Origin of the sequence: Nostoc sp. KVJ3, from assembly GCF_026127265.1 — a bacterium.
Classification (GTDB): Bacteria; Cyanobacteriota; Cyanobacteriia; order Cyanobacteriales; family Nostocaceae; genus Nostoc.
Genome location: NZ_WWFG01000002.1, coordinates 1,129,168 through 1,154,331, shown reverse-complemented (window position 1 = coordinate 1,154,331; position 25,164 = coordinate 1,129,168). Strand labels below are relative to the sequence as shown.

General features: G+C 39.8%; 26 protein-coding genes. 11 read left to right on the top strand and 15 right to left on the bottom strand.

Features of this window, described 5'->3' with window-relative positions:
* Positions 1 to 90: 90 nt before the first annotated feature.
* The 6 genes from GTQ43_RS20995 to GTQ43_RS20970 form a co-directional block, all read right to left on the bottom strand.
* Positions 91 to 315: a hypothetical protein gene (locus tag GTQ43_RS20995; protein WP_265274141.1), complete on the bottom strand. Its 225-nt coding sequence runs from the start codon at positions 313 to 315 to the stop codon at positions 91 to 93.
* On the bottom strand, positions 305 to 496 hold the full coding sequence (locus GTQ43_RS20990) for a hypothetical protein (protein WP_265274142.1): 192 nt from the start codon (positions 494 to 496) through the stop codon (positions 305 to 307). The genes GTQ43_RS20995 and GTQ43_RS20990 overlap by 11 nt, the downstream gene beginning before the upstream one ends.
* Entirely contained in the window at positions 486 to 710 is a 225-nt protein-coding gene (locus GTQ43_RS20985; RefSeq protein WP_265274684.1) for a hypothetical protein, read from the bottom strand. Before GTQ43_RS20985 ends, GTQ43_RS20990 begins: the two co-directional genes overlap by 11 nt.
* Entirely contained in the window at positions 707 to 1,198 is a 492-nt protein-coding gene (locus tag GTQ43_RS20980; RefSeq protein ID WP_265274683.1) for a hypothetical protein, read from the bottom strand. The genes GTQ43_RS20985 and GTQ43_RS20980 overlap by 4 nt, the downstream gene beginning before the upstream one ends.
* A 10-nt stretch (positions 1,199 to 1,208) precedes the next feature.
* Complete coding sequence (locus GTQ43_RS20975; RefSeq protein ID WP_265274145.1) at positions 1,209 to 1,868, bottom strand: hypothetical protein; 660 nt, start codon at positions 1,866 to 1,868, stop codon at positions 1,209 to 1,211.
* A 61-nt stretch (positions 1,869 to 1,929) separates the two neighbouring features.
* On the bottom strand, positions 1,930 to 2,328 hold the full coding sequence (locus tag GTQ43_RS20970; protein ID WP_265274682.1) for a hypothetical protein: 399 nt from the start codon (positions 2,326 to 2,328) through the stop codon (positions 1,930 to 1,932).
* Between the two features lie 118 nt (positions 2,329 to 2,446).
* Here GTQ43_RS20970 and GTQ43_RS20965 point away from each other — a divergent pair, with 118 nt between their 5' ends.
* The 5 genes from GTQ43_RS20965 (at position 2,447) to GTQ43_RS20945 (ending at position 7,657) form a co-directional block, all read left to right on the top strand.
* Positions 2,447 to 3,232 carry a hypothetical protein gene (locus tag GTQ43_RS20965; protein ID WP_265274681.1) on the top strand — a complete coding sequence of 262 codons (786 nt, stop codon included), beginning with the start codon at positions 2,447 to 2,449 and terminating at the stop codon, positions 3,230 to 3,232.
* On the top strand, positions 3,232 to 4,965 hold the full coding sequence (locus GTQ43_RS20960) for a hypothetical protein (RefSeq protein ID WP_265274680.1): 1,734 nt from the start codon (positions 3,232 to 3,234) through the stop codon (positions 4,963 to 4,965). The genes GTQ43_RS20965 and GTQ43_RS20960 overlap by 1 nt, the downstream gene beginning before the upstream one ends.
* A gap of 87 nt (positions 4,966 to 5,052) precedes the next feature.
* A complete protein-coding gene (locus tag GTQ43_RS20955; protein ID WP_265274149.1) occupies positions 5,053 to 6,642 on the top strand; it encodes a hypothetical protein in 1,590 nt (529 codons plus the stop codon).
* The gene (locus GTQ43_RS20950; protein WP_265274679.1) at positions 6,611 to 6,832 is read left to right on the top strand and encodes a hypothetical protein; all 222 of its coding nucleotides are present in this window, start codon (positions 6,611 to 6,613) and stop codon (positions 6,830 to 6,832) included. Before GTQ43_RS20955 ends, GTQ43_RS20950 begins: the two co-directional genes overlap by 32 nt.
* A 3-nt stretch (positions 6,833 to 6,835) precedes the next feature.
* Complete coding sequence (locus tag GTQ43_RS20945; protein ID WP_265274678.1) at positions 6,836 to 7,657, top strand: LamG domain-containing protein; 822 nt, start codon at positions 6,836 to 6,838, stop codon at positions 7,655 to 7,657.
* A 145-nt stretch (positions 7,658 to 7,802) separates the two neighbouring features.
* On the opposite strand, the gene GTQ43_RS20940 is transcribed toward GTQ43_RS20945, so the two are convergent.
* The 8 genes from GTQ43_RS20940 to GTQ43_RS20905 all read right to left on the bottom strand — a co-directional run bounded on the left by GTQ43_RS20940 (position 7,803) and on the right by GTQ43_RS20905 (position 17,889).
* Positions 7,803 to 7,994, bottom strand: coding sequence for a hypothetical protein (locus tag GTQ43_RS20940; protein WP_265274677.1), 192 nt, complete (start codon positions 7,992 to 7,994; stop codon positions 7,803 to 7,805).
* A complete protein-coding gene (locus tag GTQ43_RS20935) occupies positions 7,991 to 9,418 on the bottom strand; it encodes a tyrosine-type recombinase/integrase (RefSeq protein ID WP_265274676.1) in 1,428 nt (475 codons plus the stop codon). Before GTQ43_RS20935 ends, GTQ43_RS20940 begins: the two co-directional genes overlap by 4 nt.
* A gap of 168 nt (positions 9,419 to 9,586) precedes the next feature.
* Positions 9,587 to 10,420, bottom strand: coding sequence for a CRISPR-associated endoribonuclease Cas6 (gene cas6 / locus GTQ43_RS20930; RefSeq protein ID WP_265274675.1), 834 nt, complete (start codon positions 10,418 to 10,420; stop codon positions 9,587 to 9,589).
* Complete coding sequence (locus GTQ43_RS20925; RefSeq protein WP_265274674.1) at positions 10,410 to 11,030, bottom strand: 2OG-Fe(II) oxygenase; 621 nt, start codon at positions 11,028 to 11,030, stop codon at positions 10,410 to 10,412. Before GTQ43_RS20925 ends, cas6 begins: the two co-directional genes overlap by 11 nt.
* A gap of 76 nt (positions 11,031 to 11,106) precedes the next feature.
* The gene (cas3, locus tag GTQ43_RS20920; protein ID WP_265274672.1) at positions 11,107 to 13,386 is read right to left on the bottom strand and encodes a type I-D CRISPR-associated helicase Cas3'; all 2,280 of its coding nucleotides are present in this window, start codon (positions 13,384 to 13,386) and stop codon (positions 11,107 to 11,109) included.
* Positions 13,379 to 14,137 (bottom strand): type I-D CRISPR-associated protein Cas5/Csc1, encoded by a 759-nt coding sequence (cas5d, locus tag GTQ43_RS20915; protein ID WP_265274671.1) that lies wholly within the window; start codon positions 14,135 to 14,137, stop codon positions 13,379 to 13,381. Before cas5d ends, cas3 begins: the two co-directional genes overlap by 8 nt.
* Positions 14,138 to 14,140: 3 nt before the next feature.
* Positions 14,141 to 15,175 (bottom strand): type I-D CRISPR-associated protein Cas7/Csc2, encoded by a 1,035-nt coding sequence (gene cas7d, locus GTQ43_RS20910; protein WP_265274670.1) that lies wholly within the window; start codon positions 15,173 to 15,175, stop codon positions 14,141 to 14,143.
* Between the two features lie 20 nt (positions 15,176 to 15,195).
* Positions 15,196 to 17,889 carry a CRISPR-associated protein Csc3 gene (locus GTQ43_RS20905; RefSeq protein WP_265274669.1) on the bottom strand — a complete coding sequence of 898 codons (2,694 nt, stop codon included), beginning with the start codon at positions 17,887 to 17,889 and terminating at the stop codon, positions 15,196 to 15,198.
* A 182-nt stretch (positions 17,890 to 18,071) separates the two neighbouring features.
* On the opposite strand from GTQ43_RS20905, the gene GTQ43_RS20900 reads away from it, so the two are divergent.
* The 5 genes from GTQ43_RS20900 (at position 18,072) to GTQ43_RS20880 (ending at position 22,602) form a co-directional block, all read left to right on the top strand.
* Complete coding sequence (locus tag GTQ43_RS20900) at positions 18,072 to 18,935, top strand: WYL domain-containing protein (protein ID WP_265274668.1); 864 nt, start codon at positions 18,072 to 18,074, stop codon at positions 18,933 to 18,935.
* Between the two features lie 4 nt (positions 18,936 to 18,939).
* Entirely contained in the window at positions 18,940 to 19,200 is a 261-nt protein-coding gene (locus GTQ43_RS20895) for a DUF4160 domain-containing protein (RefSeq protein WP_265274667.1), read from the top strand.
* Between the two features lie 3 nt (positions 19,201 to 19,203).
* Entirely contained in the window at positions 19,204 to 19,497 is a 294-nt protein-coding gene (locus GTQ43_RS20890; RefSeq protein ID WP_265274666.1) for a DUF2442 domain-containing protein, read from the top strand.
* A 700-nt stretch (positions 19,498 to 20,197) separates the two neighbouring features.
* Positions 20,198 to 21,439, top strand: a complete 1,242-nt coding sequence (locus GTQ43_RS20885) for an aminoglycoside phosphotransferase family protein (protein WP_265274665.1) — start codon at positions 20,198 to 20,200, stop codon at positions 21,437 to 21,439.
* A 74-nt stretch (positions 21,440 to 21,513) separates the two neighbouring features.
* The gene (locus GTQ43_RS20880) at positions 21,514 to 22,602 is read left to right on the top strand and encodes a T3SS effector HopA1 family protein (protein WP_265274664.1); all 1,089 of its coding nucleotides are present in this window, start codon (positions 21,514 to 21,516) and stop codon (positions 22,600 to 22,602) included.
* Between the two features lie 203 nt (positions 22,603 to 22,805).
* Here the strand turns inward: GTQ43_RS20880 and xth are convergent, their stop codons facing one another.
* Positions 22,806 to 23,588 carry an exodeoxyribonuclease III gene (gene xth / locus GTQ43_RS20875; protein ID WP_265274663.1) on the bottom strand — a complete coding sequence of 261 codons (783 nt, stop codon included), beginning with the start codon at positions 23,586 to 23,588 and terminating at the stop codon, positions 22,806 to 22,808.
* Between the two features lie 459 nt (positions 23,589 to 24,047).
* On the opposite strand from xth, the gene GTQ43_RS20870 reads away from it, so the two are divergent.
* Positions 24,048 to 25,118, top strand: coding sequence for a glycosyltransferase family 4 protein (locus GTQ43_RS20870; protein WP_265274662.1), 1,071 nt, complete (start codon positions 24,048 to 24,050; stop codon positions 25,116 to 25,118).
* The last annotated feature ends 46 nt before the right edge of the window (positions 25,119 to 25,164 follow it).

The window sequence follows — 25,164 nt, the reverse complement described above, 5'->3', positions numbered from 1 at the left end:
TTAGTACCCTGGTATAGACAGAAAAACACCCTACCAATACATCAAGGGAGATAATTGATAGGGTGTATGTGTGAGGAAAGAAAAATGCTGTTACGCTACTTTGCTAGCAAGCGAGAAGTCAAGGTAATATTCTCGTCCAGCAATAAAAAAGTCTTGCGCTTCAGTGTTAGAAACATCTATTGTTAATTCAGCGTATGGTGTGAACTTCCAAAAATCTTTGTTCTCTTCACTTGTATTTGTGACAGCCTCTAACTTGGCTGTTTGGTGGCAGTTAGCGTAATTCGTAACGCTTACGACTTTAAACTTAGCCCGCATTTTTCACCTCACTAACAGGTGCTTGTACAGGTTGTAATGGTACTGCTACAACAATAGATTTTTTAGCTTTTAATTCATCCTTTATTACACGTACTTTTTGCGCTTCTGATAAGGATGTTTTCAAACCTTCGGGCAGAATTCGCTGACGTGGTAAATCACCATAAAAAGGTCTAGATGGCATGATCGTTCCCCTCTACTAATGTGTGTGGTACGTTGACGGGTGACTGTTGCTGTGGTTGGGCAGGTTGCTGAATTGCTTGCAATAAGATGCTAGTAATACCTGCAACAGTGTTGGCGGTATTAGAACTTACTACCTTTGTCTGTCCTAGTACTTGAAAACTTTCACCGATGAGACTTAGTGCTAATTGAATAATGCGTAAAGTGTTTGCGTTCATGCTTTCCTTTTGAGAAGTTGATTGAGTGATGTTTGGGCTTTCTTCGTTTGTTGTATCCCTTGTTGTGTGGCACCAAGAATACTGTCAAGAGTAGCCCCCTGATTTGTACCGATGTACTGCCACAGTTGCAGCCGTATGTCAGTGATATAGAATTGCGGAGTAAATGATATTAAGTAACTTGTTTCAATGTCAGGTAGTTGAGTAAATCGATGTATCTGATACCTGTTGAGTATTACAGGGAAAGCATCTGCCTCAGCATATCCGGCACTTCCGAATGGTACAAATTGCGCTTGATATAAGTTACCCGCTCGATACCATGTAGGTTTTGCACTCTCACTACTAACGTATATACCGATTGTATTGAAAGTAAACAACACGTCAGGCTCTATTGGTGGTATTGCGAGTTGCTTACCTTCTGTGTCCAAAGCGCTCCTACGGCTTGTGTCTACCATCAATCTCCAGTCGGTCGATACGCCATAAGTACTCATTTACCTATCCTCATCCTTGTGCTGCTTCTACACCAGTGCCAGTATCCGCCTCAGCCGCCAATGCCACTATTCCATTATTGTCAGTAGCAATTTTCTCATCTTGAGCGGCAGTCGCAGCAGCAGATGTAGCGATAGGATATCTTTTGCCACCAGCGCTAATGAAGTAAGGAAAAATTTGCGACTCTGACGGTGCTTGTGAAACAGTGCCAGCATTGAGCAAGTTTCCTAACGCATTACTAATAATGAGATTAGTAGCAAATTGGGGGAATCTAAAACTTACGGTATGGTAACTGCCAGCACGGGCAGCACCATCCGTAATAGGTTTACCTGTTTTCAAGGTAATAGACTTGCTACCTTTTGACAAACCACGCATAACACCTGCCACAGCTTCAGCTTCAATATTGGTATTGCTACCACCTTCAGCTTTGTCGGCGGCACTTACTGTTAGCGTCGTGCCATCGGCAAGTGTAGTGGAACGCTTTATTACTTTTTTACGAGTAAAAGTAATAATCGCGTCAGCCGCCGCCACTTTACTTTGTAATTCCAAGAACCGGGTCGTTGAACTACGACAAGAGAAAAATCCCAAGGGCTTTACTTCCTTGCCACTCTTAATTTCTTGTTGCAATCTTAAAATTGCAAAATAATCTCGACCTAATGCATTTGATGCCATTTCTTTAATACCAAATAATGTTTATAAGGTAGGAATTACCCTACCTATTGACAAGAAACTACTAAACGTAGGCAGCGACAGTATTGCCAAGGCTAACATCAGACAATACATTCAACTGGTAAGTGGAAGTGTAGTACTGAAGATTATTAGCTGTATCTGTTTGCACTGTCCCGGTAGTGGGCAACGGATATGCAGCTAGAGCGTTACCCGCAGTAGAAGCACCACTATTAGCAGCATTTTTAGCAACCTGTGCGACTGCCGCGCTTTGCAAGAAGATAGCAAGGAATTCTGATAAACCGATACCAGTAGGCAATGTAGCCATAGCACCGATATAAGTAGCAACAGCAGTAGTAGTACATTTAGCTTGTACTTCGGCAAGAGTTAAGTCAGCAGTAGCAGCCATTGTTGTAACCTTGTGAGTGTTTTTAGGTCGCTTAACATTAGCGAGTAAACAACACATTAGCGGTACTCCCTGAAGCCGTCAATACCCACAAAAAACTCTTTTTAGGGCGGGACTTGCAAAAAACTTTTAAACTACTTAACCTATTTAAAAATCTTTCCGTCAAGCGGGTGAAAAAATGATAGAAAACTTCAGTGTGACAAGCAAGGTAGCAGTAACATTAGATGCTAACAGTGGCAGTACAGTACATCCATTGTTTACCTATACACCTTACACCCTCAATGGCTATAGGGTGATAAATGAGTCTTTGTCTCTCAGTAATGTCAATGCCATAGCTTACGTTTACTCGTTGCCAGTAGTGGCATTCCCTACCTTTGCGCTTGATGCCAGCGATAGCGAACAACTCCTAACAGCTATCAATCTCGAATGGCAAGGGCACAGAATACAACTCGATGCATTGATACAAGTTGGTAGTGGTAGTACATATCAGAGGGTAAAAAGTTATTCACTTACAAATCCCAATCCTTACCCATACAAGGAATTTTTGCTAGACAATCAGCAACTTGGCAACAACTGTATGTTGGGACTGCAAATAAGAAACGTAGGTTATGGACTACTACAAAACGGGAGTAGCGGTAGCGATACCGTGACAGTAAGTGCTGACCTCACGCACAACTTAGTAATAGAAAGTGCTAGTAGTTCTGGGAATAAAATCGACAATACTATTACTACTACTGCAAGTGCAATTGTTAACACCAACACATCAAGAAATGGTATCTCATTCTTTAATAATAGTTCCACTGTCATCTATATCGATACCGTCTCAACTGTCAGCAGTAGCAGTTATTGGATAAAACTAAATCCTGGTGATTACGAAGAAGCACCACTGCCTATTTACACAGGTCAATATTGGGCTGTAAGTGCTAGTGGCAGTGCAAGTATCAACATTAGGGAGTTTAATTGATGGGATATTTTGCTAATACAAAAAAAGCATCAATAACTGAACAGATTAATAATTTTGCAATAGATGCAGCCGATAAAGCTACTCGTGCATTATTTCCAAAGCAAGTAAGAAATGCAATAGGGCAAGTGGTTATTGCTAATTTAACGGTACAAGCAATAGCATTTCAATCAATCAAAAATGTACCTGGTTTATTACAACAGGGAACCGATATTATTATTGACCCTTGCAATATTTATATACCAACTGATTTTGGCACGATAACTTACAGAAACCCTGCCTGTAACTCGCGCCCCACAAACACTATCATTACCTTTCCTGACTCACGAATATTGGGAGAGCTAGCACCCCAAGATTGCCAAATAACAATAGGACTAGCGCAAACACAATATTTTTACAACGACGGATCGTCTGCTACGTTGCCAGGGATTGATGCTCTAATATTTGGAGACATTACCTATAATTCCAACGGAGCAAACAACCAGAGTTACTCACCTGACCACTCACTGTACACACAAACACTTGTACCATCAAACCTTGGAGATGGATTTAAGTTTCCACTGCCACAAGTAGCTATAGATGCTTATCCAGGAATACAGTATGCACAGCTTAACGGAGTAATACTTACAAAGAGTGGTGTACTTGGTGCAGATGCTACAACGCAGTGGAATAGCTACAACAATGGAAGATGGTATGTAGTAGAAGTGTTTCCTGATAGTACTTGTAAACTCCAAAATGATATCAATCCACCACCACCACCAAACATAGAACCCCAGGATTGTAAATGTATGTGTAACGACAATTTAGTGAAACTGCTGCTACAGCGTATTGGCAATTTACCTGCTACAGTGCCTGACAACTTTGCAAGTAAAACACCTAAACCGATAACACTTGACAGCCTTGCTGAGATAGCAATATGGCAAGCGCAACAAATAGACGCTTTAGCGGGACAGTACCCAATACCGCTTACTATCAAAGCCGACCCGACAGACAGTAACAGCAAAGACCAACACCTTGAGTTACCCAATCAAGCAGAAGCATTGGCAGAAATATTAGGATTGCTTGTAACAACGAAAAGAGACACTCATGCAACATTAGTAGGCATCATAAAAGTGTTGGCAGAATCAGGAATGATAAAAAATCTTGCAACACAAACGTATGATGTTACTCACGCAAATGCAGAATTTTTGGGGTACAAGTTAGAGCAAGTGAAACGCACAATACCATCAACATTTACCCCAAACGGGAACAATCTCGCTGAGACTTTCAAGGAAACGAATATCGATATTACAAGCTACGAAAACAAGGACAGCACAGATTTACAAGATGACCTTAAAAAATTGCTACAGATGGCTGCACGATGGAATGCTCAGAATTGGCGTACTATCGGAGCTAACGCAGCAGTATCACTGGCACAGAACTTTATGGGTAATGTAGACACAGTACAGAATACTCATGAAGCAATAAAACAGGAGACTTTTGCGGATTTCCTGAAGGAAGTAGAGCAAGGATTTACTCATGCTGAGGGTGTAACTGATGCTAACGATCCTTGGGGGAATCCTGCCAATGAAGCACCTACTGTAAGACAAATTGGTATAACAGCAGAAAGTGCAGCAGAGGCACAGCAACAGGTAGCTACTAGCAATGCTCTAACAGGAAGAAGTGATTCAGTAACTAAGGATGTTGCAGTGCAAACCGCAATAACGAAAATTGCTAACACGCTTAAAGCACTATAGGTCTGTCTGTAGAAGTGACACCTTTTATGTCAGTTTTTTTGACATAATTTCTGTCACTTATTTTGACACTTTTATTTAGAGGTATATATGGCGGGAACACTAACAATTTTGGCGGAAGCATTACAATCACGACTTGTTCGCACACAAATAGGCGAACGAGTAATAGAGGGTATTGAACTCTCGACACAAAACAATCAAGGTGGTGTACTTGGTGCTATTCAGTATGTACTAGGTGGTTTAGCATCTCTTGGCGGTTTTATCCTTGGTACGATAATAGGTTTTGTAGAGTTCTCTTGGAGCGCTCTATGGGGACTACTTGTTGTTGCTCAACAATCACTATGGAACTTCAACTGGAATGCATCAGACGCTGACCTATCAACTCCCATTAAAGGGCAATACATACAACTTGCAGGGCAGTTGGGACTAACACTAGGGCAAGTGTTCGGATATGCAGTATGTGGCATTACACCTGGTGCGATAGTATTTGCTTTCAACGAGCCATTGGGCACTCAGATACTTACAAAAGTAAGTGAGAAGTTTGCCGAACAATTCCTTCAAAACCTTGGCAACTTATTACAGCAAGCATTGCAACTTGAGGTACAAATATTACTCACTAACACCTACAAAAGTGTGAGAAAGTTGCTTAAAAGTACAAGCCCGATAATCAAACAATTCCTTGGCAAGAATAACATCATCAGCAACACACTTGATGCTTGGGGCGCTAGCAATAGTAAGCCTTGGTCGTTCGCAATTGCACAAAAAAACTTTGTAGAAAGCATCTTTGGCAAAGAGGGAGCGGGTGCTACATTTGCTCAACAATTCCAACTGCAAGCCCAACAATCATGCATCGAAGCAGGGTATGTAGTTGCCAACACTGTTGACACTTTTCTCGCTCATCAAGCGCTTGCTAATCAAACAGTAAGTGTCCTTGGTGCTGAAAGATATGTAGAAATAACACCCAATAAAAGTGTGCCTGATGAGAAAATTGTACTTGCAGGAAGTGAAGAAATCCTTAAAGGACAGATAGTGCAAACCTTGACAACAAATAAACAGTTTAATGGCAGGGATTTGGGAGTAGTTTATGGTGAATTACAAGGTGAGATAAGGGAGCGGCGATATCGCCCTGAGGTAGTGCTTAAGTTCTACCGTAAGCAAAATAAGCTTAAGTCTAAAGGTGATATTGTTGATGCATTATCGATGCAAATAAGTTTCAGGCTGATGAATAAAACTGTTGATGATTTTGCGACAAACGTATATCTAAAGAAGTTAGGCGAACAAATATACGAAGAATTTGCAAGTACACCATACACAATACACAAAGGTACTAAAACTTTTACCTATAGTGACTTCCAACATGGATATCAATTTAAGCTTGATATCACGGATTTAGGTGAAGCAACACGAGTAATAGAAAGTGTATTACTGATACAAGGTCATCAATTCAATGAGTTGTACCTAAGAAGTGGCAGTACTCCGATAGAAAAACCACCAACAACAGGAAGAGAATTAGAAATAAACAATCAACTTGTTACTTTACCGACAACAAATATCAAAACTGGGATAGTGACATTTACACACGCTTACCTTAATGTAGGTGTCAATGTTCCACCAATAAACTTAGTAGACATTACAGGGAAGAAGAAGAATGTTATCTATAAACCAACTGTTGCAAAGTAGTGACGACGACGAGCACGAAATAATAGAACTACGAATAGGGCAAAGAATAAAATATTACGACAATAAAGGGGGTATATCGCACGGGGAAGTGATAGAAGCCGATGTAGTAGGTGAAACAGTGACAGTGATAACAGGTAACATTATCAAGTACAAAGAAGTAGTAGACATTAACGATTTAATAGAAGGATAAAATATGCCATTGTATAAAGCACAAACAGAATCATCAGGAATTATTATTCCTACAGATATCAGAACTACTGCAAATGATAGCGACTATATTCTTGCGGTTAATAGTACTACTCAACAACTCTACAAAATAACAAAAGCTGACTTACTAGCAGGTTTATCAAGCAGTGGCGGCTCATCTGGTGGAGGTACAAGCTACTTCGCTGACGTTGTACTGTTACTGCCCTTTAACACCAACACTGTAGACATTAAAGGCAACATAATTACAACGTCAGGTGCGCCGACGATAGATACTAGCATATTCAAATATGGTGGTGGATCTCTACACCTTGATGGCAGTAGCTATGTGAGTGTTGCGAATGCTTCTCCACTCGCTCTTGGCTCATCTGACTTCACCATCGAGTGTTGGGTGTATCCTGAGTTTTCGGGAAGTGTAAAGGATATTGCTACACATCGTACAAACTATGCCACAGACCAAGCTTGGAGTATCAATACCTATAGTCCTTCGGGTTTAGGCAACCTTGGATTCTATGCCAACAATAGCAATGCAATATCACTTACAACGTCTTATGCACCAACACAAAATGTATGGACACATATAGCAGTAGTGAGAAGTGGTAACACGTTTACTATGTATGCTAATGGGAATAGCATCGGTAGCACGTCTAGCAGTAGCGCCATACAATCTACAAGTGCCGACATCCACATCGGTAACGCACCAGACCAAGGTAGTGAGAATTGGGCAGGAAACATCGATGATTTTGGAATAACGAAGTTTGCAAAATACACCGCGAATTTTACGCCACCTACACAGCTACCTACAAGCTAAAATATCGTTCACAAGGCAATACCCCAGGTAAGCAGCATTGCAAACTTGGGGTATTTTTTATGGGATACACCCTTGTATTTTAAAGTGTCACTTTAACTGACATATTTTTTGTCATTTATTTTGACATAAAAAGTGTCACTTTATTTTAAAGGGTATACTGCTTTAGGAACGCTTCGATTTGAGAGAGAGTTGAGAAGACAGCAGCGACTTTCTTCTCGCGTCTATCGATAATTTCATACACCTTACCTTTTCTATCTTTGTATCTCCAATCATCTACTAATTCCCTGAAATCGTATCCCAAATAATTTGCAAGCTGTTCCAAATCTTTTCTTTTCATCCTTTTTCTTCCAGTAGTTTGTCGATTGTTTCTTGCTGTTTACGTAGTTGTTCCTTCAGTGCGTCAAGCTCTGATTGTTGCTTGACTTGCTGATTGGCTGGTAACTCAGGGTTGATTTGTGTTGCATACTTCTCAATATCCCTGTAATGTTTTTTTGACATCTCTTCACTATGCTCACACCATGTATTTACTATTGCTGCATCTCTACCTAAATCAAATATTTGGTGAGTAATGAATGTGTGTCGTGTGTTGTAACAAGGTAAATACTTTTTCACTTTTCCTTGTTTAATTAATTCAGGGATAATACCTTTGTTTCTTGATGCTTCGTAACCGTGCCATACACGCTGTAAGGAGTCAGCGTTTATCGGCTTCCCTGCCTTATTTTTAAATATATTTTCATTTGGCTCTCCCTGCGAGATGGATTTTAAAAGATTCCATAGTTCCCCATCTCCAGGCATGGGGAACATTCTTACCGTGTCGTTTTTAGTGGATTTGTAAATTTTAAGGCGATTATTATAATTCCTTCTTAGCAATATTCTTTCTCTCTCCCATTCAATATCACACCACCACAAAGCTATTGCTTCTCCCGTTCTACAGCCAGTGAGAAACTTAAATTTAATAAGATTATAGTAATGCTTGACTCTATTGCTATCATCTTGAATGTACTTCAATATTTCTTGTGCTTCATTCCATGTATAAGCCTTGCTTTTATCTAGCACATCATCATCACTTTCTATTTCCTTGCTTTGGTCAATTATGCGATTACGTTTACCCTTAGCATTGATATCTTCTGACATCCCATCAAAAAGATTTTGACCAACCATTTTTTGCTTAACAGCTAATCGATAAGCTTCTGCCAGGCAAGACAAAATTCGCTTAACTGTTGAGTGACTGTAATTTCCTAGTAGCCAGTTACGCATCTCTAAAGGATGTTCGCCAACTTCATCAGCTGACTTTTTAATAGCTCGTAAGTACTCTCCTTTGAATTTTAGCTGATATACGGTTTCCGATAGGCTTTCCCGCCTGAATGAGCAGTATATATCCCATATCTCCATTACAGATAATTCTGGCTTTGGCGGTAGCTGTCCATCTGAGATAACAGCACTTTCTACTATCTTTAAATCTGGCTTAAGTTTGTATTCGACCAATATCTCAAAATACCGCTTCCTGTTGAACTTCCCACCAGGGAGAGACAACTTACCCTCTTCTGTCTCTAGTTGCAATCGCCGCTTTAATTTATCTGCTTCCGCTTGCCAACCATCGACATTTGATATACCCGTTGCTATCTTCACCTGGCTAGGCTCACCAGGAAAGTGAGGGCGAGGGAAGCAAGCCTTGACACTCCCTGAATCAACCCTGACAGTTACTTGACCCTTCTTAGCCTTACCCGTTGGTGTTTTGCTGCTATTTACCATAATGCTCATTTAATGCTCAATTGGTGGAAATCAGTTTTTTAGTCAACTGATATCAAAACATTGTAGCAATCTTATTGTCCACAGCGATGCGGACAATAGGCATATTGATTCAATGCCGCAATGGAAACATATTCGGTTTGGTTCATAACTTAGGTAGTTTTTAAATGATAATTGAAATTATGGAGAATACAGCCGTCGCGTCATTCCCATACCCATTGTTGTTTTTCTACCGACACCGCTATACAAAGCAAAGTCAGCTAAGGCGTTAAGTTGCTTAATTTGGATCGGTTCAATTGCCCCCAAAATCTTGTAATTAACTTCGCCAAGAATGCCAATAAATTTACTACGAGAGTCTGCTAATATTTCTGTATGAATGTTGACAAAAGAAGGAAATATTGACTCGATGGCAATCTGATTCAATTCTATGCCACTGTATTTATTCCATCGGGAAAGTAGAGAATTAAACACAGATTCTCTAGTGGGAAGGGTAGTATCATACTGTCCTTGGCGGAAGGCGGTAGGCGTGGAGAAACTCAGGTTAATGGAAGAATTGCGATCGCTAGCTTCTTCGTATAATTGAGCATAAGTACTGGCATTTGCCCAAGGTTGAATAGATTGGGGTGTACCTTGAATGCTGGTAATATATAAGTCAGCAGGGCCAAGATGCCAAGGGCGATTGGGATTAAGATTTAGCCAGAGTTGGGTAAGTTGGCTAAAGAGAGTATCGTCTAATAAAGAAATACGCCACCAACAAGGAGTCCCGGCGGGAATGGGTTCTTGATGAGAGTATTGCAATTGAGATCCTCTTTTACCCCCCTTGAAATAACTGTCAATTTGTAGGGGGGAGAGGGTGAAAGCTTTGTCTGCGGTGGAATCGTGGAGGCGATCGCCTAATGTTCTATCTACGGAACTAACGAGTGTTAAAAATAAAGCATGAAGATGTCTGCCGGTAAGATACTGGGAGGGTATAGGAGACTGGGGAAGCAAATTTAATACTAAGCTATGAGGCATACTTTTTTTGCTTTTTTGTAGACTGAGTGCTTCTTGACTCTACAGTGAACTCAGGTATTTCTTGGAGTTCAACATCACTCAAACTATACTGTTCACAAACGAGACTGAGGCGATTTCCTGGGGTTTTGACAGCGTTAACCGAATGGGTTAAATCACCTTGAAAATAAACTAAAGTATTGAATTGGGGCTTAATTTGCCCAAGTTGGCGTTTGTGCGATCGCAATACCAGTTCTCCCCCTTCCATATCCGCAGGTACGCGCACATAGAGAACACTCACAACCGCCGGCGGTTCAATGGTTTTGGAGTAGGAACGTAAAGAGCGATCGATATGCGGATCGACGCGGGAGCCTTCTTTTAGCTGTAAAGGATTGAGGTAAAAAGCATTACAATTCGCCTGAAGAGCCAAATCTAGGTAAGGTTTGAAGTAGGGAAACTGCTGTTCTACTTTTGCTAATCCAGAACGTTGAAACACTACAGAAAATCCTTTAGTGGCGACAAAATCGCGGTTGAGGTTGTTGATCGCAAAGTAAGGACAAGCTTGGATTTCTCCCCACAAGTTGTTTAGGTAGTCGCTGGGGAAGGCGTTGGTTTGTTGTTGATAGTGTTTCACGGGGGATGTGAGAAAAATATACTTATAAATCGATGTTCTACAAATTCTCGCACCATTGGTGCGAGAATTTAATTACTTATCCTGCAATAAAAACCTCATCATCTGGAAGACGTAGCTGTTTAAACTTCATTGCCATTGTTAAAATTCCTGACAAGCCTGAAAAGAATCTATATTCTTTCTCCATATCATTGCAAACAATGTTTATTGGATAAGAAATAATTCCTTGCTTGTTTAATTGGAAAATAACAGCAGCATTTGTTCTGGGGCAAATAATTACTCCTGGTAAGAGATGCCTATTCAAAGATTCTATTCCGTCTGTGGGTCGTGTTCCCCCTCCAAGAGTGCGGATAATTCGACAATTTTTAAAAGCTGTTAATTTGTTAAGTTCTGTACTGATAAATTCTTGCCAGTTATCAGTGTAGCGTAATTCAAAACTCAATTGATAAGTTTCAGTAGCACGACTGGTGACTTCAATATAATCACCATTTTGGACAAATTCGTAATAGCGTAATAGGTGAAAAGGATCTAGTCTTGTTTCCTCCGATTCATCTAGAATAAAACCATGAGGATCGCGAATGGAAAGACTTTCAAACAGACTAGAACGAAAACTAAATAAAGGTGCATAGCTTGTACTAAAAACTTCAGCAAATTCTTTTAACTCAGCTAGTGCATCTTCATCTTTTTGAAATAAATCTACGTATTCGTCTAAAGTTGTACGTCCAGCTTGTAAGTCATCCCAATCTTCAGGAAATTTAGCCTTGATAAATGTTCTGACAAAAGCCTGACCACCTTTGATATACTTCCAATCCTTTTTAATTTCTTTGGGCGTTTTTTTCGCAATAGTTTCAGCGCCTCGTAAAAGTTTCATTCTATAGCGATAATCATCCCAAGTTCTGTTTCCTTCAAAAATAGATTTTAGAGTATTGAATAACTCCAAAATCAATTTTTCTTCAGCTAAACCATCAAGCATTTCTTCCAATTCCAACAAGGGACGGGCAATTTCTAGAAATGCTTCTGAACGCCAATAAGCTTTTAAAAAAGGCTTATCTAAACAGGGAAGTGTTTCAAGTAAGTTTTTTAACGCTGTACGTCCCCCGGTAGTATCTAGAGAGGTTAAACCTTCTTCCCAGGCGTTAGCAGGTAAGTAAGCAATGGCTTCTGAATCAATATTAGTTTCCGATTTACCCAAAACACGCCCTACTCTACCAATTCTCTGCCAAAATGCGGCGCGATCGCGTGCTGAAAAAATCAACCAATCTAAATTTTGCCGTTTCGGTTGAGGATGTCTTTCAAAGTTAAATCCTACATCTACAGTGCTAGTAGCCAAAATGATTTGACACTGCATAGCCCTTTGTCTATCTTTTTTGGGTGCAGGGCCAGTTATACGTCCGATGTCATCACCAAGTCCTTGCTGTCGCAGTAAATCTGAGAGACGATTAATATTATCAAGAGAGTCAAGAATTACAGCCCCATTTTCATCAGGTCTTTCTCGAAAACGTTGGACAACTTCTGCTGCTAACTCTGCTAACCACTCTTCCTTACTATCTGGTTTTGGTCTTAATTCCAGATTAACTGCTGTTTGTGATGGTAAAAGATTAGTATTACCTGCTTCTCCATCAATTCTTGCTATCTTTACACCAGCCTGTTTTAAATTCTGCAATGCTAATTCACAAGCTGGTTCTGGTGTAGCTGTCAGCAAAACTATCTTGCGTCCGTTCTCGAAAAAGCGAAAAACTTGAGAATAAGCGAGATAAAACAACATTCCTACTAGCTGTTTAGCATCGTAGAGGTGAAATTCATCAAAAATGACTGTCGAAAATTTGGTGTAAAAACTACTGGCGATATTACCTCTATCTAAGTTGTTATATGCAAAGAAAGTTGCATAGTAAAAGATATCAGGATTTGTGACTAAAATGATAGGCGTATTAACTCCAACATCGGGAAAAACTGTAGCTGGATTCCGTAATACGTTATACAGCTTTTCCCCTGAACGACTACCAACTTTATCGTTAGACCAGCTTTTAATGTCTTTAGCAGAAGCAGATTTGACGACATGAGGTAAGTTAGCATCACGTACAAATTCTTTTGCGGCTTCTGTTTGCTGTTCAATTAAAGCATTTGTTGGAGCAATGTAAATAGCACTTTTATTTGGCTGATGCTTTAATACTGTTAATCCTGCTTTAGTTTTACCTGTGCCAGTTGGTGCTAAATCAAGAATAATATCAACATCCTTAGATTGTTCAAATACATCTAATTGATGTTGAAGTGCATTCCTGATGAAAGATATTTTATCTGGCGATGCACAGGCTGAAATACTGCGTGGTTCTAATCTGATAACTAATTTTTGATTACTCATTACTACTTTCTCTACCACAAAAATGTAACCCTGCTGGTACAATCATTTCTCCAACTTGCCAAGCAGCACCCCGAAAACGAAGATTTTTAATGATGGGTGCAGGAGGAATAGAAATTAAATCGAATGCTAAAGCCTCTATTTGCTGTGGTAAATCAGCAGCATTTAGATAATGTTGACTTTGATATTCACCTTCTGGTAGTAAAGTCACAGGAAATTCATTAAGCACATTCAGCTTGACTTTACTCATGAATTTACCAAGGCGAATATAATTTGGTAATTGATAATTTCCAAATACCAAAGTTTGAAATTTGTTTCTGCGTTCAATCATCCGCAGTCTTCCAGTTTGCGGAAAATTACTTGGTCTAAATGAACTTGGTTTTTTCCCTTGGCGTTGTAATGGTAAATCTTCCCGCGCCGTAGCAACACGGTTATTAGTCATTGCATACCAGTAAGAATCAGAAAGAGCATTGAAACGTTCAAATCTGAATGTAACTCTACCTACTGGTGAAGCTGGTAAGATATAAAAATCGTGCGCTATTGGTTGTAAATCTTCTTTGTAGGTTGGTCGTCCGGTAGCCTGACCTTGGAGGCGATAGGGGGAATTTACTCTACCTAAAGCATAGGTAAGAGCATAATTCCCAATTACCCCCTCAGTGTAATAGGTATCAGACAACTCCCTAGAGGCAAAAAAGACTGGTTCAAGACAGTATAATTCAACAAGTTTTGCCTGCTGAAAAGGAATTGTTGACATAACCTAAATCTCTACTTCAACTGGTGTATTTTTGCCTTTGCTTTTACCTTTACCTTTGTTTTTTTCAGGCGCAACCTGACGGAAGGATTCATAGGATTGCGTTAAACGCTTGAGAAAATTATCACGTTCATCTGGTGACCAATTAGTTTCTACATCAGTCAGTAAATTGGCTAATTCTTCTTCAGATAACTGCACAGAAACACCTCTCTTATTTTTCCAATTAGCAATTACTTGTTTGCTTGCTGTAATTAATTGTTTAATATTCAAAGGGTGTTCTAAAGGCTTACCTAATGCATCATAAGTAGCTTGTACAAGTTCCAGAGAACTAGGAAGTTCGGTAATACTACCAAATACACCTAATATCTCGTTTTCCATACGTCCAACACGACTGGAAACCGCACCATAACGACTTGTGAAAAGAATGTTACCGATGATATAGCGCAGTTCATCCGCAGTTACATCTTTTAGGGTGACGACATCCAGAAAATGCACGCCTGGTTTGATGTATTCGCTGGTATTTAAAGCTGTTGAGGCGTTACCTTTTTCATCGCGCATTGTACCAGTTTCGTAGATGGCGTTTATGGTGCGATCGCCTACAACATCACTAGCAGGTAAAATACTAAAAGCGTCTTCAGTCCAAATGCGACTTTTTTGAGCGCCACCCCCACCAGCCGCGAAGCCGTAGAGGAAACAATCCACACACATTTCACAAGGTGCATTAGTATTTAAAGAACAAAGAGAGCCATCTTTAGGGTTAGTGTATAAAAGCTCATGCGCTCTTAAATGTTCTCGTCCGTAGCGTCTTTCTGGTGCTACTTGTTTACGCTTAGTCATTACCAAGCGTTGAATTATAGTTTTTTGATTTTCACCCTCTAAACCAGCTTGGACAAATTCGCTACACATTGGCTCACCTGAACCTTCTGTGCGAAAGATAGTTTCAGAGTGGGTTGTTCTTAAAACAACTAAAGTAATAAAACGTCCTTTGGGGAAGTTCTCATAACTTGTCGCTAGTACCGAGGAAAGTTTTGAAATAGACATAATGAAAAACTCCTAATTATTTAAACAGTTGTAGTTGTTTCGACAGAATTATCTTCAGATTGACTTTTAAGTTGTTTACGTGCTTCCTCAAGGAAGAATAAATAAGCAGCTTCCAAAGTTTTTTGGTCAGACAAAAACTTTTCAGGACGTGCTGAATAAACCTCCTCATATAGTTTTCGTAATAGCTCGTAATAACGCTTGACTTGTTCATACTTTGTCGCACCTACACCATGCTCACGGATACGGTCTAAGCGAGTATGATATTGCTGTATTAAAGCAGCAAAAATTACATCTAATCCCAAATAAGATTTTTGAGAACGAATAGCAGCAATAAAGGCTGTAAACGGTTCTGCTTGAGCAGTTCGTTTAAAAGAACTTCCCCAAATTTTTCCCTCTGCTGCAACTTGAGCAGCTTCTTTAAGATATTTAGTTAAGAGTAAGTTTTCATCAGGCATAAAGCTCTCCAGTAAAGTATTTAACGGTTCACAAATGCGACTCCAAATAACACTCAAGTTTGGTTCATCTTGTTCCCGCAGAGTCCAACGTAGCAAGACATAATAAAGTTCAATTGGTCTGACACAAGCACGAGCCAAATCATACAAACAATCATCAGCTTTCTGAATACTTGCAACAGATGTTGCTAGTTTGCCAATGCAACGTAATCGCTCAAGAATTTTTTCTGCATCTTGGCGTTGCTGATATTGTCCATTTCCCAATAAAGTTTGCAGTGCAGAAGGAATTCCCTCTATTCTTCCGTAAACATCATTAGATAATTCCACCTCTAGATTGCTACTCAAGACAAAAGGAAAACCAATATCTAAAGACAAGGAAATTTCTAAAGCAAGTCTCAGTGATTTTAGTAAAGCTAAAGAATTATTCACATCTCCCCAAACTAGAGGAATAATGACAGATGTGTGAACAAAATCAGGACGTTTTGGCAATGCTAAACCAACTACTTTATTAGCTTTAAATTCAAGCTGATTATCTCTATACAATTTCAATTCATCAATAGTGACAGTACCACCTTCAGCATTTGTAGCTGCAAGTTGTTTTAAAAGTCCACGCCAAATTCTCAACAGTTCTGGAGCAGAACCTTTAGGTAATGCTAAGTGCAAATAAAGCGGGTCTTGTTTTTTAACAGCAGGAAAGTTTGCCCCAACTGCTATTAATTGGTAGGCTAAAGCTGCAATTGAATCTGCTTGTCTTTTCGGTTCAGCACTGATACCACCCGGTAAGCGATTAGAAAAAGCCTGTACTTTTGTACCAGGGGGCATATTATCTGAAATTAGCTCATCTATATCAGTGGAAGTAGAACCTAAAGAGCATCTTTGTCTGGGATTTGCTTCTACATAAGCATTTAAATCATTGGCTCCATTTAACCGAATAGCAAAAGGTAAATTTACCATTCGGCTAACGGCTGCAATCATTTCTTCAGATACTTCTGTTTCTTCAGATATTTGTGTACTTTCCTTTCTTAGTTGGAAAGATTCTTGTAGAGCTTCTTTAATACCCTCAATTCCTTTAACAGCAGCCTTAGCAGCAAATAAAGGTCGCCCATATTGACCATTAAATGGCTCAATAGCAGTGCGTTGAAGTTCGGATATTCCCGTATGATGAGCGATTTTATCCCAAACTTCTTTAGGGCTTAATCCGGCTTCTCTATAGCTAAGGTAAGCTGCTTTTAAACCTTCAGATATGGCAAATTCTTCTGCATTACTTACAGGTAATAGCTGAAGTTCAGCCGCTTTTATTAGTGCATCTGCACCAGCCGCTTCACCCCACTTAGTTACATCTTTAGCAATCTTGTCTGATTTGTATCCAGCTTTTTTCCTTTCTAAAAGAGCCTCAACATTTACCAAAACTTCCTCAATATTTTGCTGGATAGCTTGATGAGTAACTTTAATACCATCTTTAGTAGCTCTTACAAGTCTTTCGATATTATTCCCAAAAACTTGGTCAATTTTACTTTGCCAAACAGCAGCTATTTCTTTTGTCAAATCTATATTTGCTAAAGCTTCTCCTTCAAAAAGTTCGCCATCAGGGAAAATTGCTAAAGGATTTAACCCGTACTTTTGCAAAACCTCTTCGCAAGCACCCAGCAATAGGGCTGTAATATAGCCTTTATCTTCGGAGATGCTGATTCTAAAAAGGTTACAGCTTCGCCCAAAAGCAACGGTTAATTCTTTTTCCAGTTTGCGAAAACGTTGTGCATCTGGAATTCCTAAATCAAATAAGTCCGCAGCTGTAAGCATCGCTGCCCAACGTTCAATATTGGGGTCTTCTGGTAAAAATCTTGCTCCATCGCTGACGTTATGACCTGAATGGCGCTCAATTAGCTTTCTGACTAACTCCAAATCAGCTTCTGAGACAACAAAGCTAAGTACACAAGCCTTTTCAAGTTGTTCTCGTAAAAATTCCTGATTTCTAGCCAGGGTTTTAACATTGCGTCCTTTGGTATCTAATTTATTCAGGTCATGTACAGCAGTTGCAGCTAGCAGCAAAGGTCTTTTATCTTCTGGAACTTCTGCGATTCGGCTAACCGTCAAAATGAACTGACAGGCAGAATCAAGGTGTTCTGCAAGAGTCGTACCCTTTCTTACGCCGTATTGATGATGATGTGCATGATTTTTGTAAAGCTGGGGGCGAATTTCACTGAAATAAATCTCCTCCAAAGACTTAGGAGGATTATTCAAAAGCCTATTGCGCTTGGACATATAAAGATACTCCAATCCAAAATCGAGTCTAGGTTGCAAAGTCAACTTTTGAGATGAGTACTTATACTGAGATAACCTGACAAACTCAAGTTATGTCACTGCACTTTTTTGCAACTAGACTATTTATAATTACATCTATGAATATGGCACAAGTAAATTAAAAGTGCAAGTACATTTAGTAAATGCCGAGAAAAAAAGAAACAATTACACTGTCAATTCCCCCAGGAACCAAGGAACAACTAGAAGCGATCGCTCGCCGTCTCAATATCAATTGGGGTAAAGAACCCAGTATTTCGGGCTTAATAGTGGCGATCGCACAACAATCTGTAGAGGTTGGAAAGCCCTTTAAGCTTGACTCTAACCAACTTAACGCCTTACAGCAGGCGATTAAAGCTTTAAACGATGCAGGTCAGATAGGAGAAGCACAAACTGTACTTGCACTTCTGCTGGAACATGGCAATCTCGAAGCACCTCTTCGTCAATCGCTGATGAAACAACTTAGTCAACCTATCCAAGAATGGCGAAATACGATAGAAGAACTAAGTAAAGCAAAACAGCCATTCTACCTTCTCTATTCCAACTCTCAAGGTCACGAGCTAGATTATAAAGTCCGTCATGCTGAGGTGCGCTTTTTTGAGAAACGCTTTTATCTAATGATCTGGTGCGAAGAGACAGCAGACGTAGAAAACGATATCCCAGAATTACCTGAACTTTGGCACAATCGTTGTTTAAGCTTTGAGCGAATTAAGTCTGTTGTACCTACAAGTGGTGATTGGCGAGATGAACTTGATTATATAAAAGTGCAATTACACTTTTATGGCTGGCTAGCCAAAGCCTATCAGCCTAAAGAAGATGATATTGAGGATGACATGATTAATAATGTGCGTCAGGTGGTGCGCCGAGTAGCGAACCCTTTCTGGTTGATTCGAGAAGTATCGCGCTATTGGGAAGATTGTGTGATTGTATCACCAGAGAGTCTGCGCGATCGCCTCAAACAAAAACTCCTCACCCTTTGCCAGTTATACGATATCGAAATCAAGGGATGAAAGAATGCCAGAAATTAGCCGTTTTTTCGGAATTATCATCACGATGTACTATAACGACCATCCACCGCCACACTTTCACGTTCGCTACAATAACCAAAAAGCTATAGTCAGCATCCAAACCGTGGAAATTCTAGAAGGAGAACTGACTCCCAGACTCTTGAAACTGGTAACGGAATGGGCAACTTTGCATCAAGCTGAACTAATTGAAGACTGGGAACTCGCTAAAGACAATCAAACCTTACAAAAAATCTCCCCATTAGAGTAAATCATGCTCAAAGATATCATTGCAGTTGAACCAAAAGAAAACTATCAGCTTCACATCCGCTTTGAAGACGACGTTGAAGGAGTAATTGATATTAGTAAAATCGTTAAATTTACAGGTGTATTTGCGCCTCTGCAAGATAAAGAATACTTTGCTACAGTGTGCGTCAACCCTGAATACGGAACAATTCAATGGCAATCAGGAGCCGACTTAGACCCAGATGTTATTTATGCTTTAATTACAAAACAGCCCATTCCACAATATCAACTAAGTTCTATTTCAGCTAATTCTGCTGATTGAAATTACAAAAACCCAACCTTGAATTTTCCTTCACCTTTTTCCCTCTCCGACTCGGAGAGGGACGGTTTTACATAGTAAAACCAGGGAGAGGTCTTTTTTCGCTCAACATACTTGACAAAACTACATTTCCATAAGATCCACTCATGTAACCGTTATGTGCGATCGCCTATAGCCATCTTCAATACGTAAGTAAGACAAATGACGTAATAACAAGGCTTCCAGACATCAATTCGGAAAATTAAAGAAAAAAATAATTACTAATTGCTTAAAAATTCCGGTTTATTTAGCTTTGTGGTGATAAATAAAAATAATAGCGTTGAATGCCAGACTTCCTACCACGAAGGATTACTGAAATTCTTCGCTGTCTTCAGGATGACTACTCACCACCAAATAACATCTGCCGCCAATCAGTTTTTTGCTGGAGATTCTGCTACATCAAAAGGCTCTACCACAAAACTTGCTCTAGATGTATCTAAGTAACTATGCTGATAAAGTGTAAAGATATCACCGGATCTAGGAGTGAATTTTAAAGCAATTGTAAAGGAATTTGTACCATTTTGGCAGGTTTTTATCGGAAAGATGGGATATTAGTAGATTGTACAAATCTTTATTGTTATTCACTATCTACCGAAAACTGCTAAGTACAACCAAATACCGACACAGATAAGTTTAAGTAATTTAATGAAGTAGGAAATAATACATGGTATTATCACTGTCTTCTCATAACGTTATCCAGTATCTGCAAGAAGCGGGGCTGTGTAGCTCAGAAGATGACGCATCAGATAAATCTGAGTTGCCAGGAAGTAGTAAGAACAATTCCGATTTACTCGTGACTCTAGCAGATAATCGTAAACTGCTCGTTAAACAAGAACGTAACGTTAAAATCAATGACGGCGATCCTCGTGAATTGTTTCAGGAGTGGCTATTTCATCAGTTGCTCCAGCAGTTTCCCGTTCTTGGCAATATTTCCGCGATCGCACCATTGGTAGTCCATTTTGACGAAGAAAATTCTATTCTTATTCGCAACTACTTAAGTGAATATCAGGAACTTGCGACATTCTACCACAACAATGAGATTTGTCCACAAGAAATTGCCACAGCCATCGGCACTACTTTAGCAGGACTCCATCGCGCAACCTACAACCGCCGAGAATATAAGGATTTTATGGCAACTGCTCCCCAAGGAGAGTTTCGCTATGGCTTTTACAATCCGGCGCAAGGGGTAGAGTCAATTGGCCCGGAGATTTTTGGGACGGTTCCCACGGATGCGCTGAAATTCTATCTACTCTACCAGCAATCGGAGAGTTTGGAATCTGCGATCGCAGATTTGGCATACAACTGGAATCCTTGCTGCTTGACTCACAACGATCTGAAATTGAACAACATTTTGGTTCATTCCAGATGGGATAAACTAGACAATTGCCTAGTAAAACTAATTAATTGGGAAGCTTGTTCTTGGGGAGATCCAGCTTTTGATTTAGGAACTTTACTAGCAAGCTATTTAGGAATTTGGCTCAATAGCCTGGTAGTAGATCCCACCATTGAGTTACAAGAATCTCTACATCTAGCGTTGACACCGTTGGAGAGTTTACAACCTTCAATTATTGCTCTAATTAGGGCTTATCTCAATGCTTTCCCCATGATTTTAGAATACCGTAGTGACTTTATTGTGCGCGTTATTCAATTTGCGGGGCTAGCACTGATTCATCAAATTCAGGATATGATTACCTGCCGGAAATCCTTTAATAATGCTGATATTTGTATGCTGCAAGTGGCTAAAAGTTTACTCACTATGCCGCAGCAAGGTGTACTGACTATTTTCGGGATATCAGAGTCAGAAATCCTTAACCCTGTAGGAAAAATTCATAAACTTCCTCAGCCTGTAAAGGAGCCACAGCTACTTCGTCTATATTACGAAAAAACCCGGCTTCGTGGTTGTTAATAGCAGGGAGTAGAACAATTCTGAATTCTGACTCCTGAATTCTGTTTTTTAAAGTTTGAATTCTAAATGGATTAATGCTAAATTACTCTATCAATCAACCGCTAACTTCTCTATTTGACATTGCTAAAAATATTCAGATTGAGTCAAATTTTTGTATTTATCATCCCAATTATCAACCCTTTGCTCTACCAACGAAAGTAGCAGATAGATTTCAGCAAAATCCTGTAGATTTACAACAGAAATATCTCAGTTTATTGCTGCGAAACTTTCTTTATGGGATCTATTACAATGGCTCTCTACAAAGTACCTTAGCAGTCAATAGTGATAGTAATAATTGCCCGCCAAAGCAGAATTTAGCAGATAATTCCATCTTAGAAATTGATTGGAACTTTTACGAGCAATTACACGCCAGTAATCACGGCATAGGTTACTTTGACCCTCGATGGGAGGTTCTGCGGAAAGAACCTGATGGTACTATGGCCGTGACTAAAGGCGGTTTAACACTTTATATTGAGCCAGACTGCCATCTAAAATCCAGCAAGAAATCTACCAAAGTGGGTGATATGGTGGCAATCTGGATGCCCAAAAATCGATTGCAAAATGGCTGTTACTTAGCAGTTAGTAATGTTGGACAGGAACAGCAGAGCAATCCTGATGCTGATTTGGGAGCAGGGCGAATTTACTTTAACTTTACGCCATCTGGTGCGATCGCTCTCATGAAAAGCCTGACTCTGCAATTGAACGCAGCGTCAATTCCCTTTAGCTTTCAAGTTCTTCACAATCCCTGTGCATACGGACGCTATGATTCGGGTCTACTCTACTTTGAACTCTCCGACTATCCAGCAATTCGCACAATCCTTCAGGCTATTTATCCAGAAAATAAATCCCATTTCCAGCCCGAAATCCCCTTATTTACCAAATTTTTAGCTCCAGGGTTAGGTTTAGCCGAGGAACCAATCCAAAAGTTTGCTGCACAAGAAAGTTTTGGGATGAACCGTTGCCAAATTGTCGCTAATGCTTTGTTAGAAGCTTGGCAAAAAGGCAAGAATGCAATGGAGGAACGGATGAGAGTTATTGACCAACACTTTGAGCGACACCTCATAGATTTACAGCGTCCTTATCTCAATCCGAGTTCAGAGGATATATACAAGCCGTTAAATTGATTGATGGGGATTGGGGATTGAGCATTGGGCATCGTTAAGAGGTTTAACGTACATTCTTACTTAAAAATTCAGCATGAAGATTAATTTAATATCCACTATTTTAGATATTTTTCAGTAGTAAGCTAATCGGCATTTTAAGATTAAGAGATTAGCGAGCAGAGGAGAAGTTGCAACAAGTTTTTCCCCTCTGCCCCATACCCAATTCAAAATTCCACAATTACCGGCGTATGGTCGCTGGGTTGGGTTAATTTTCTGGGTGCGGCATCAATGACGCAACTTGTAGCACGCTCATAAAGCACGGGTGTGAGATAGTGATGGTCAATGCGCCAACCTAAATTGCGACGGAAGGCGGCGGCGCGATAATCCCACCAGCTATAATTTCCGCCTTCTGTGGTGAATTTGCGAAAAGCATCAGCAAATCCCAGTTGCAAAATCTCCCGTAAGGCTTGGCGCTCGGTTTCCGTTGCCATAATGTGATTTTCTGTACTCACTTGCTCGTGAATATCCTTGTCTTCTAGGGCGATGTTGAAGTCACCGCACACACAAATTGCAGGTTCTGACAGCACAAGCAATCGCAAATACTCGTGTAGCGCTGTTAACCAGCGCAGTTTGTATTCATATTTCTCAGTTCCGACTGCTGCACCATTGGGAACATATAAGTTAACAATCCGAACACCATCAATAACACCTGTAATTACCCGCTTTTGCTCGTCCCATTCGTGGTGTAAATCTGGCAAAATTGCTCTAAAGCCGCTACTTACGTTTATAAGTGGTTGGCGGCTAATCAGGGCTACGCCATTATAAGATTTTTGTCCTGATATATAAAGGTTATAGCCCAACTGCTCAAAAGGCGATCGCGGAAACTCGGCATCCGCAACTTTGGTTTCTTGCAAGCAGAGAACATCAACAGGATTGTTAGTTAACCAATCAGTAACCTGTTCGAGACGAGTGCGAATTGAGTTGACGTTCCAAGTAGCGATTTTCATTCGTTAGTTATCAGAATTTTTGTAAATTACTAATTACACATTATGTAATTTTTGTACAATTGCTTAATATTTATAATTTCTGTTCCATTTCCCAATTACGTTTAAACAAACCTTTAATCATTTGATCCTCTTAAATATTTTAGTATTGTCAGCTACAAAATATTCTTTTTTGTAAGTTACGCTACAAAATATTTTACTTCATTATGATCCCCAAGACAGATGCAACAAGTAATTGATTTGTTATAGGTTATAACTCTAGGTGTGAGTTGACTTTTGCCGATAGTCTGTTAGATTTGTCGGTAAGAAATTTAGAGTACGGTTAACCCTTATTGCGCTTTTGGTAGCCTGTTAGGTTAATTTAAATGTCAAAATCGTAAGTACAAATGCTTTGTTCTCATACAATAATGATGCCACTTAATCATATTGAGGACAATTTCATAGACTGAACCAAAAAAACTTATGAAAATCGCTCAAGTTGCACCCTTATGGGAAAGGGTTCCACCTCCTACTTATGGAGGAATAGAACTAGTGGTGAGTCGCTTGACTGATGAACTTGTTCGTCGCGGTCATGAGGTAACATTATTTGCCTCTGGTGATTCTCAAACTTTGGCTCATTTAGAAGCAGTTTATCCGCGGGCATTACGCTTAGACCCAAATGTAAAAGAGTATGCAGTATATGAAATGCTAGAACTGAGCCAAGTTTACCAACGTGCTAAGGAATTCGATATTATCCATTCTCATGTAGGGATTTCAGCACTACCTTTAGCGAGTTTTATAACAGCAACTTCTACAGTGCATACCTTGCACAATAATTTTACAAACGATACCCGTCACGCATTTAGCTACTATCAAAACCAACCTTACGTCAGCATTAGTAACTCGCAGCGTCAAGTGGATCTAAATTATGTTGGCACGGTTTATAACGGAATTGAGCTAGCAGATTATCCATTTGTAGCCCAACCGTCAGAACCTCCATACTTGGCATTTTTAGGTCGTTTTTCGCCAGATAAAGGGCCACACCATGCGATCGCTATTGCAAAGCAGAGTGGTTGGCGCTTGAAGATGGCAGGAAAGGTTGATATTGGAGATTGTGAGTTTTTTGAACAAGAGATTACTCCCCACCTTGATGGTCAGCAAATTGAATATTTGGGCGAAATTAACCACGCCGAAAAAGCTCAACTTCTTGGGAATGCTGCCATAACTCTTTTCCCCATTAACTGGCAAGAACCTTTTGGGCTAGTAATGATTGAATCAATGGCAACTGGTACACCAGTTATTGCCATGAATTTCGGCTCAGTACCTGAAGTGATTGCCCACGGTAAAACAGGTTTTATCTGTAAAAGCTATGCAGAAATGGCGACAATGATTCCACTCGCTTTGGAACTCGATCGTCAAACCTGTCGAAAATATGTAGAAAACAACTTTAGCGTTAGCCAAATGGTTAACGGATATGAAGCTGTTTACAGACAAATTATTAAAGACCGCATAGAATCGAATGGTCGCATTCATGCCACCAAAATCAATTTTTAATCAACTGCTTTTTCTTTGCTGAGTTTAAACAACAATTTTTTTTAAG

Coding starts and splice junctions, on each gene's coding strand:
- GTQ43_RS20905 (WP_265274669.1), bottom strand. CDS start 17,889: ATGTCCAAGCGCAATAGGCTTTTGAATAATCCTCCTAAGTCTTTGGAG.
- GTQ43_RS20965 (WP_265274681.1), top strand. CDS start 2,447: ATGATAGAAAACTTCAGTGTGACAAGCAAGGTAGCAGTAACATTAGAT.
- GTQ43_RS20895 (WP_265274667.1), top strand. CDS start 18,940: ATGCCAGAAATTAGCCGTTTTTTCGGAATTATCATCACGATGTACTAT.
- GTQ43_RS20985 (WP_265274684.1), bottom strand. CDS start 710: ATGAACGCAAACACTTTACGCATTATTCAATTAGCACTAAGTCTCATC.
- GTQ43_RS20870 (WP_265274662.1), top strand. CDS start 24,048: ATGAAAATCGCTCAAGTTGCACCCTTATGGGAAAGGGTTCCACCTCCT.
- cas7d (WP_265274670.1), bottom strand. CDS start 15,175: ATGTCTATTTCAAAACTTTCCTCGGTACTAGCGACAAGTTATGAGAAC.
- GTQ43_RS20935 (WP_265274676.1), bottom strand. CDS start 9,418: ATGAGCATTATGGTAAATAGCAGCAAAACACCAACGGGTAAGGCTAAG.
- GTQ43_RS20990 (WP_265274142.1), bottom strand. CDS start 496: ATGCCATCTAGACCTTTTTATGGTGATTTACCACGTCAGCGAATTCTG.
- GTQ43_RS20880 (WP_265274664.1), top strand. CDS start 21,514: ATGCTAAATTACTCTATCAATCAACCGCTAACTTCTCTATTTGACATT.
- GTQ43_RS20955 (WP_265274149.1), top strand. CDS start 5,053: ATGGCGGGAACACTAACAATTTTGGCGGAAGCATTACAATCACGACTT.
- GTQ43_RS20970 (WP_265274682.1), bottom strand. CDS start 2,328: ATGTGTTGTTTACTCGCTAATGTTAAGCGACCTAAAAACACTCACAAG.
- GTQ43_RS20950 (WP_265274679.1), top strand. CDS start 6,611: ATGTTATCTATAAACCAACTGTTGCAAAGTAGTGACGACGACGAGCAC.
- GTQ43_RS20975 (WP_265274145.1), bottom strand. CDS start 1,868: ATGGCATCAAATGCATTAGGTCGAGATTATTTTGCAATTTTAAGATTG.
- cas5d (WP_265274671.1), bottom strand. CDS start 14,137: ATGTCAACAATTCCTTTTCAGCAGGCAAAACTTGTTGAATTATACTGT.
- cas6 (WP_265274675.1), bottom strand. CDS start 10,420: ATGCCTCATAGCTTAGTATTAAATTTGCTTCCCCAGTCTCCTATACCC.
- GTQ43_RS20900 (WP_265274668.1), top strand. CDS start 18,072: ATGCCGAGAAAAAAAGAAACAATTACACTGTCAATTCCCCCAGGAACC.
- GTQ43_RS20960 (WP_265274680.1), top strand. CDS start 3,232: ATGGGATATTTTGCTAATACAAAAAAAGCATCAATAACTGAACAGATT.
- xth (WP_265274663.1), bottom strand. CDS start 23,588: ATGAAAATCGCTACTTGGAACGTCAACTCAATTCGCACTCGTCTCGAA.
- cas3 (WP_265274672.1), bottom strand. CDS start 13,386: ATGAGTAATCAAAAATTAGTTATCAGATTAGAACCACGCAGTATTTCA.
- GTQ43_RS20945 (WP_265274678.1), top strand. CDS start 6,836: ATGCCATTGTATAAAGCACAAACAGAATCATCAGGAATTATTATTCCT.
- GTQ43_RS20995 (WP_265274141.1), bottom strand. CDS start 315: ATGCGGGCTAAGTTTAAAGTCGTAAGCGTTACGAATTACGCTAACTGC.
- GTQ43_RS20885 (WP_265274665.1), top strand. CDS start 20,198: ATGGTATTATCACTGTCTTCTCATAACGTTATCCAGTATCTGCAAGAA.
- GTQ43_RS20940 (WP_265274677.1), bottom strand. CDS start 7,994: ATGAAAAGAAAAGATTTGGAACAGCTTGCAAATTATTTGGGATACGAT.
- GTQ43_RS20980 (WP_265274683.1), bottom strand. CDS start 1,198: ATGAGTACTTATGGCGTATCGACCGACTGGAGATTGATGGTAGACACA.
- GTQ43_RS20890 (WP_265274666.1), top strand. CDS start 19,204: ATGCTCAAAGATATCATTGCAGTTGAACCAAAAGAAAACTATCAGCTT.